Source organism: Kitasatospora sp. MBT66, assembly GCF_000710405.2.
In the GTDB taxonomy this organism is placed as follows: domain Bacteria; phylum Actinomycetota; class Actinomycetes; order Streptomycetales; family Streptomycetaceae; genus Kitasatospora; species Kitasatospora purpeofusca.
Genome location: NZ_JAIY01000003.1, coordinates 1,097,256 through 1,104,786, shown reverse-complemented (window position 1 = coordinate 1,104,786; position 7,531 = coordinate 1,097,256). Strand labels below are relative to the sequence as shown.

Here is a 7,531-nt window from a genome sequence, read left to right as displayed (position 1 = left end):
GGTGATCAGGTGGTCCACGGCCAGCTTGGTGGCGCCGTAGGTGTTGGTGGGCGCGGTGCGGGCGGTCTCGGCGATCGGGACCGACTCCGGCTCGCCGTAGGTGGCGGCGGTGGAGGAGAACACCAGCTTGCGCACGCCCGCCGCGCGCATCGCGGAGATCAGCTCCAGCGAGCCGGCCACGTTGTTGCGCCAGTACTTCTCCGGGTCCACGACCGACTCGCCGACCTGGGAGGAGGCCGCGAAGTGCAGCACGCCGTCGAAGGAGCCGTCCAGGACCTCGCCGGCCTCCTGGATCCGTCCCTCGACGAACTCGGCACCGGCCGGCACGCCCTCCCGGAACCCGGTCGAGAGGTCGTCCAGGACGGTCACCCGGTGCCCCGCCTCCAGCAGGTGGGCGGCGACCACACTGCCGACATAGCCGGCGCCACCCGTGACCAGGTACTTACTCATGATGCGACCTCGTTCCGATCATGTCGTCCTTCGTGCGGGCTCCCGCAGTTCTGGGTCGCCCCGGCAAGTAGAGTAAACATAATTAAACGTAAAACGACACAAGTCAACATTGCTCAGGTTCGGGACGAGAGCTCGACGCTACCGGCCGCTGTCGGGGTGCGCGGTCGCGGACCGCTTCGAGCCGGTGGGCGACCGGTCGAGGGTGTCCACCGAAAGAGCCCGACCGGCGGGCATCGGTCGGGCTCTTCTGGCAGCCCGACAACAGGCGCCGCGCCCGGTTGCGTGCCGCCGGCCGTCGGGCCGGTCGTCAGTCGACGGATGCCTCCGGCCCGGTGGCACCACCCTCCGGATCGTGCGGGCCCGAGGGGGGCCGGTCGTGCCGCGTCGGAGGCCGAAACTCCCGTTGCGGGGCGCGGGGTGGGGGTGGGATTTTCGCTGCGGGGGGGCGCTGTCGCGCTGGGTGGCACGGCGCCGAGAGGTGTGCCGGAGATGGCTGCGGAGAGTGATCACGGCTGTCTGAAGGACTGTTCGCTTCCGACCGATGCCTCGGGTTTGCTCTGACATGTCCGGGTTAATTTCTGCCGGAGAAGCCTTGTGCCGCCTTCCTCCGTGTAGCAGGATCGCCACTGTGCCTGGGGGGAGGCGCTCATTCAAGCCATCCTTCTGATCAGGCAGAACCTGCTCCGTGAACGTTTGATGAGGATGGATCGTTGATGGGCTCCACCGTCGTACGGCATGATCCGACCTCCGTTCCCGGCGACCTGCTCCGCTCGACCTCCGCGGTCGGCTCCTTCGGGGCGGTCTCCCGCCCGCTGGACCGGCGGCTCCTGGGACCGGTGGCCGGACCGGACGGTGGCACCCCGCTCCCGCTCCCGCTCCGGGACGTGCTGGCCGTCGCGGCCCTGGTGGCGCTCGCGGACTTCTCCGGTGGCCGGGAGTTGTACGTGGGCACGGCCGTGGGGCCGGACCGGGGAGCGGCGGAAGGCTCGCCGCGGGGGCTGACGATGGCGCTCACCGAGCGGGACAGCCTGCGGACACTGGCGGCCCGGGTCCCCTCCGCCGTGCTGGAGGAGGACGAGCCCGGATTTCTGGTCCTGGTGACGGTCGACCCGCCGGCCGACCCGACGGAGCCGGCACCGGGGCTCGAACTGGTGCTGGCCTTCGAGACCGGGGGCCCGGCCGGCGAGCGGCCCGGACAGCTGCTGGTCCGGTATGCCGAGGACCTCTACGAACCGGACACCGCCAGGCAGTTGGCGGACCATACGGTGACCGTGCTGGAAGCGTTGCGGGCCGACCCGGACCGGCCGGTGGCCGAGGCGCTGCGGCCCGCCCTCGACGAGGCGCTCGGCTTCCTGCCCGGGCACCCGGGGGACCCGCTGCCGGACGAGTTGTTCCGTCCCGGCGACCTGGTGCGCGACTGGGTGCGCCGGACGCCCGACGCGACGGCGCTCCTCGACCCGGCCGGCGAATCGCTGACCTATGCCCAACTCGGCTCCGTCGCGACGAATCTGGCAGCCCGTCTGAACGCGGTCGACGGCAGTGGCGCCCCGGTCGCCGTGCTCGCCCCGGACAACCGGACCGCGGCCGTGGCGATGGTCGCCTGCCAGTTCGCCGGCCGCTGCTACGTCATGATCGACCCCGAGGTGCCGGAGTCGCGCAACACGGCTCTGATGACGGCCGCCCGGTGCGGCGTCCTGTTGTACGACCCGGCCGTCCGGGAGACCGCCGTCGCGCTCGGCGCGGCCGTCGGCCTGGACACCGTCGCCTACGTGGAGGAGCGGGACGGCAAGGGGGCGCCGACCGGCGAGGGGGGACAGGCCGACGACGGCGAGCCGAACGACGGGGCCCCGGCGCTGCGGGCCGCGGGCCCGGACACCGCCTACATCGCCTTCACCTCGGGAACCACCGGCCTCCCCAAGGGAGTTGTCCAGCCGGAACGCAGCTTCGCGCTGTTCCTCGCCTGGCAGCGGGCGCAGCTGGGACTCGGCCCCGGATCGCGGGTCGCGATGTGGTCCGCACCGGTCTTCGACGCCTGTTACATGGAGGTCTTCGGGGCCCTCGCCTACGGTGCCACGCTCTGCGTGCCGCCCGCCGGCGAGCGGCGCGACCCGGAGGCGGTCGCCGCCTGGCTCTCGGCGGCGGAGGTCACCTTCTTCCAGGGCATTCCGAGCTTCATCGAGTACGTCGTCGCCGCCCTGGAGGCCAGGCCGCGGCCGATGGCCTCGGTCGAGAACGTCATCGTCGCCGGCGAGGTGTTCCCGCCCGCGCTCGGCCGCCGGATGCGGGCGGTACTGCCCTCGGCCCGGGTGCACAACATGTTCGGGCCGACCGAGTGCGTGCTCGCCACCCGGTACGAGATCCCGGCCGGACACGCGGACCACCGGCGGGTCCCCGTCGGCCTGCCGATCTCCGGCCGCCGACTGCTGCTGACGGACGAGCAGGGGCTGCCCGTCCCGCGCGGTGCCGTCGGCGAGATCGGCATCGTGAGCCGCTTCCTGTCCAGTGGCTACATCGGCGACGAGGCCCGGACCAGCAGCCGGTTCCGGCCCCTCGACGACGGGTCGGAGCAAGGCACGACGGTCTACCGCACCGGGGACTTCGGGCGGGTCGGCCCCGACGGCCTGCTGCGCTACCTCGGCCGCCGGGACGCCCAGATCAAGGTCAGGGGCATCCGGGTCAACCTGGACGAGGTCGAGGCGGTGCTCGCGGTCCAGCCGGGCGTGGCGCGCTGCAAGGTCGTGGACGTGCGGGTGGCCGCCGGCCACGTCCAGCTGGTCGCCTTCGTCCAGCCGGAGGGTGACGGTTCGGCGGCGGGCGCCGCGGCGGCGCTCGCGGACCCGGAGTCGGCAGCCCGGTGGCGCTCCTGCATCGGCGAGGCGCTGGGGCCGCGGGTCGCGCCCACCCGGTACGTGGTGGTCCGCGCCTTCCCGCAGACCGCCACCGGCAAGCCCGACCTGGGTCGGATGCGGCTGATCAACGAGGAACTGCGCGCCGCCAGGCCCGCACCGCCGCCGAACGCGCCGGCCGCCGTTCCCGCGCCCGGGGCCGCCCTGCGCGAGCGGATCCGGTTCGCCGCCGAGCAGGCCGCGGGCCGCGAGGTCCGGGACGACGAGGACCTGTTGGCCACCTCCCCCGACCCGCTGCTCCTGGCACTGCGGCTGAGGAAGTCGCTGCTGACCCACTGTCCCGGTCTGTTGGACGGGGTCGACCCGAGGAAGCACCCCTCGGTCCTGGCCCTGGAGACCGCCGCCGCATCCGGGGCGTCGTCCGGCTCGGCCGGCTGAATCCCCATCAGGTCCGGCCGTACCGTCGTACCTTCACCACGGGTGCTCGTCACGAACACCCGCCGAAGCGGCACGCCCCGTGCGGGCGTTCCCGTTCCTGCCTGAAACCACGCTCTGCGAGAGGCGTTCCACTCCATGACCAAGAAGTCCCTGCCGGGTGGCGGGCGGCTGCTGTGGCAGCAACTGAGGCCGGTGAAGGCGATCTCGGCGGCCGCGCTGCTCGCAGCCCTGGCCGGTGTCGCCGCCGCGCTGGCCGGCCCGTTGCTGATCCAGCGCTTCATCGACGACGCGAGCCGGGGGAGCACCGAGCACGTCCTGGTGACCGGCGCGCTGGCCTTCCTCGGCGTGGCGCTGGCCGGAGCACTGGCCAGGGTCGGTTCGGGCTACCTGGCCGCCCGGGCGGGCTGGAGCATCGCGGACGGGCTGCGCCGGCGACTGCTGCGCAACGCCCTGCTGGAGCGTCCGGTGCTGGAGGTGGAGGGGCGGCAGGCCGGCTCCGTCCTGGAGGAGATCGAGGGCAACTCCGACATCGTCGGGACCGCCGTCGCCGAGGCCGGGTTCCGCATGGTCGCCAACGTGGTGACCGCACTCGGCATCCTGGTGGTGATGGTCGCGGTCGTCCCGGCCGCCGGGCTCGGCATCACCGTCCTCACCGCGCTGATGTTCCTGGGCTTCGCCCGGCTCACCCGCCGGGCCACCCGCAAGTGGGAGGCCGCCCGGCAGACCCAGACCGACTTCTACGGCTTCGTCGGCGACTCCCTGGCGGTGCGGGACGACCTGATCCCGCTGGGACGGTCGGAGTGGGTGGTCGACCGGACCCGCGGCCGGTTGGAGGAACTGTTCCGGGTCGAGGGCGCCGCCTACATGGCGGGCCGCGCGCTGTGGCCGCTCGCCCAGTTCTTCTTCGCGCTCAGCCTCGGCCTCGCGCTGGGCTTCGGACTGGAGGCGCTGGGTCAGGACGGCGTCACCGTCGGCACGCTGACGATGCTGTACCTGTACGTCAACCTGCTCCAGGAGCCGCTGGAGGAGATCTCCTCGCAGGCCGACAGCCTGCAGCGGATGACGGCCGTGCTCACCCTCTCCACGCGCCTGCTGGCCCGGGAGGGCGCTGTCGCCGCCGCCGAGGACGTCGCGACCGTCGGCCGTCCGCGGACCGACCGCGAGGAGGCCGTGGCCCCGCAGGCCGTGCGCTTCGAGAACGTCACCTTCGGCTACGACCGGGAGCCGGTGCTCCACGACGTCTCCTTCGACGTCCCGGCCGGCCGCAGCCTCGGCATCGTCGGCCCCACGGGCGCCGGCAAGAGCACGGTGGTCAGCCTGCTGTGCGGGCTCGCCGAGCCCGGATCGGGCCGGGTGACGCTCGGGGGTGAGGACGCGGCGTCCGTCCCGGCGGCCGAACTGGCCCGCCGGATCACCGTCCTGAGCCAGCAGTCGCACCTGTTCGCGGCCTCGCTGCTCGACAACGTGACCCTGTTCGACGATTCCTTCCCGGAGCGGCGGGTCTGGGAGGTGCTGGAGCAGCTGGGCGCCGCCGACTGGATCCGGGCCCTTCCCGAGGGCCTGCGGACCGAGGTCGGCGCGGGCGGCCGGCAGCTGTCCGAAGGTGAGGCGCAACTGGTCGCCGGGGCCCGCGCGATGATCAGGCCGACCGGCCTGCTGGTGATCGACGAGGGCAGCTCCCGCCTCGACCCCGAAACCGAGAAGGTCTGGACCGCGATGGTCACCACACTGAAGTCCGACCGCACGGTGATCATGGTGGCGCACCGCCTGGGCACCCTGCGCGACGTCGACGAGATCCTGGTGCTGAAGGACGGCCGCGTGGCGGACCTCAGGCCCGGCACCGCACTGGACGAGCTGGACACGGCGGCGGGAGTGACCCGATGAGCGACGCACCGCAGGACCTCGGAACCGGCACCTTCCTGGGCTTCCTCCACCGCACCGCCCTCCGCGGCAAGGGCGTCTACCTGTCCGCCATGGGTACCTGGACCGTGATCCACGGACTGCCGCTGGTCGTCGGCCTGGTCATCTCCCGGTTGATCGACGGCGCCGGCCAGGGGGTCGTGGACGGCACGGTGTGGGGCCTGCTGGCACTGGCGACCGGCCTGATGGTGCTGCGCGCGGCCGTGCTGATGGGCGGTCTGCGGCTCACCTTCACCCTGATCTTCCAGGTCGGTGCCTGGCTCAAGCTGCACGTGCTGGGGCGGGTGCTGCGCACCCCGTCGGCCCGGTCGGCCTCCCGCGGCAACGGCGACGTGCTCAACCGCCTGCGCGAGGACACCGAGGAGATCGGCGGCCTCCTCGAGTGGACCACCGACCTGATCTACCGCTCGGTGCTGCTGGTGGCGGCCCTCGCGGTGCTCCTCGGCACCGACGTGGTCACAACGCTGCCGCTGGTCCTGCTGCTCGGCGGCCTGTGGGCGTCGGTGTACCTCAAGCGGAAGGTGTCCGCCCTGCAGGAGGAGGTCCGCGAACAGCAGGGCGCCGTCTCCGGGACGATCACGGACCTCCTCACCGGTGTCCGCGACCTCCGGCTGTTCGACGCGGCCGGAGGCCGGGTTCGGGCCCTGGACGCCCGGTTCGCGGCCCGCCGCCGCACCCAGGTGCGCCACCAGGTGTTCGAGGGCCTGATGGCCGACCTGTTCCGCAACACCGTCATGATCGGCACGGCCGCCGTGCTGCTCATCGTCAGCACCCGACTCGTCAGCGGCGACTTCAGCATCGGCAAGCTGGTGCTGTTCCTGACCTACATCGCCTGGCTGGGCGAGCAGATGTTCTTCTTCGGCTACATCCTCGCCCGGATCCAGAGCGGCCGGGTCTCGCACGACCGCCTGGCCGAGCTGGTCGAGGGGACGACGCCCGCGGCCCCGGCGCTCCCGGACACCGAGCCGCCGCTGACCGAGCTGGAGGTCACCGGGCTCACCTGCGACACCGCGCCCGGCACCACCGCGCCGCGGCCGGTGACCTTCACCGCCCGTCCGGGCCGGCTGGTGGCCGTCACCGGTGAGGTGGGTTCGGGCAAGAGCACCCTGGTCCGCAGCCTCCTGGCGACGCAGCCGCAGGTCCGCGGGAGCGTCCGGTGGAACGGCGCCGAGGTGGCCGGGCAGCAGGACTGGTTCCGCGCCCCGCGGATCGGCTACGCGCGCCAGTCGCCGCGCTTCCTGCGCGGGACGGTGCGGGAGAACCTGTCCCTCGGCGCGCCGGACCTGACCGACGCCCAGTTGGAACGAGCCCTGGCCGCGGTCCGGCTCGGGCCGGGCACCACCGGCCTCCCGGACGGTCTCGACACCGTCCTGGACTCCGGCGAGGCCCGCCAGATCTCCGGCGGCCAGCGCCAGCGGCTGGCCCTCGCCCGGATGCTCTGCCGCCCGGCCCAGGTGTACGTGGTCGACGACTGCGACTCCTCCGTCGACGGCGAGACGGCCCGGCTGATCTGGGACACCCTCCCGGCCGAGTGGCCCGGGGCCTGGATCGTGGTGTCCCACAACCCCGATCTCCTGGCCAGGGCCGACGAGGTCGTGACGCTCGAACGGGTGGCCGAGCAGAGCCCGCCCGAGGAGCACCCGGAGACGGTCGCCGTCGGCTGACCCGGGCGCCCCTCCGGGGGCGCCCCCACCGGGGACCTCCTCACCCGGACCCTCCGCCTCCCGCACCCTCCGCCTCCCGCACCTTCCGTACATCCACCGCACATCCACCGCACAGGAACGGCGCTCCGCCGTGGCCTGCCCGCGGGCTGCCCGCGCACGGTCGCGCGGGGCCCTGCCCGCCACCCCACGTCCGCCATCAGTACGCCTACTCGC

At 73.1% G+C, this 7,531-nt stretch carries 4 protein-coding genes; 3 read left to right on the top strand and 1 reads right to left on the bottom strand.

What is annotated here, in order from left to right:
• The coding region (locus tag BI06_RS06840) for an NAD-dependent epimerase/dehydratase family protein (protein ID WP_043465706.1) at positions 1–450 on the bottom strand (450 nt) is incomplete at its 3' end.
• A gap of 713 nt (positions 451–1,163) precedes the next feature.
• On the opposite strand from BI06_RS06840, the gene BI06_RS06835 reads away from it, so the two are divergent.
• From BI06_RS06835 to BI06_RS06825, 3 genes are all read left to right on the top strand, one after another.
• Entirely contained in the window at positions 1,164–3,734 is a 2,571-nt protein-coding gene (locus tag BI06_RS06835; protein ID WP_051740330.1) for an amino acid adenylation domain-containing protein, read from the top strand.
• Positions 3,735–3,869: 135 nt separating this feature from the next.
• Positions 3,870–5,618, top strand: coding sequence for an ABC transporter ATP-binding protein (locus BI06_RS06830; RefSeq protein WP_051740329.1), 1,749 nt, complete (start codon positions 3,870–3,872; stop codon positions 5,616–5,618).
• Positions 5,615–7,318, top strand: coding sequence for an ABC transporter ATP-binding protein (locus tag BI06_RS06825; protein ID WP_043465704.1), 1,704 nt, complete (start codon positions 5,615–5,617; stop codon positions 7,316–7,318). Before BI06_RS06830 ends, BI06_RS06825 begins: the two co-directional genes overlap by 4 nt.
• The last annotated feature ends 213 nt before the right edge of the window (positions 7,319–7,531 follow it).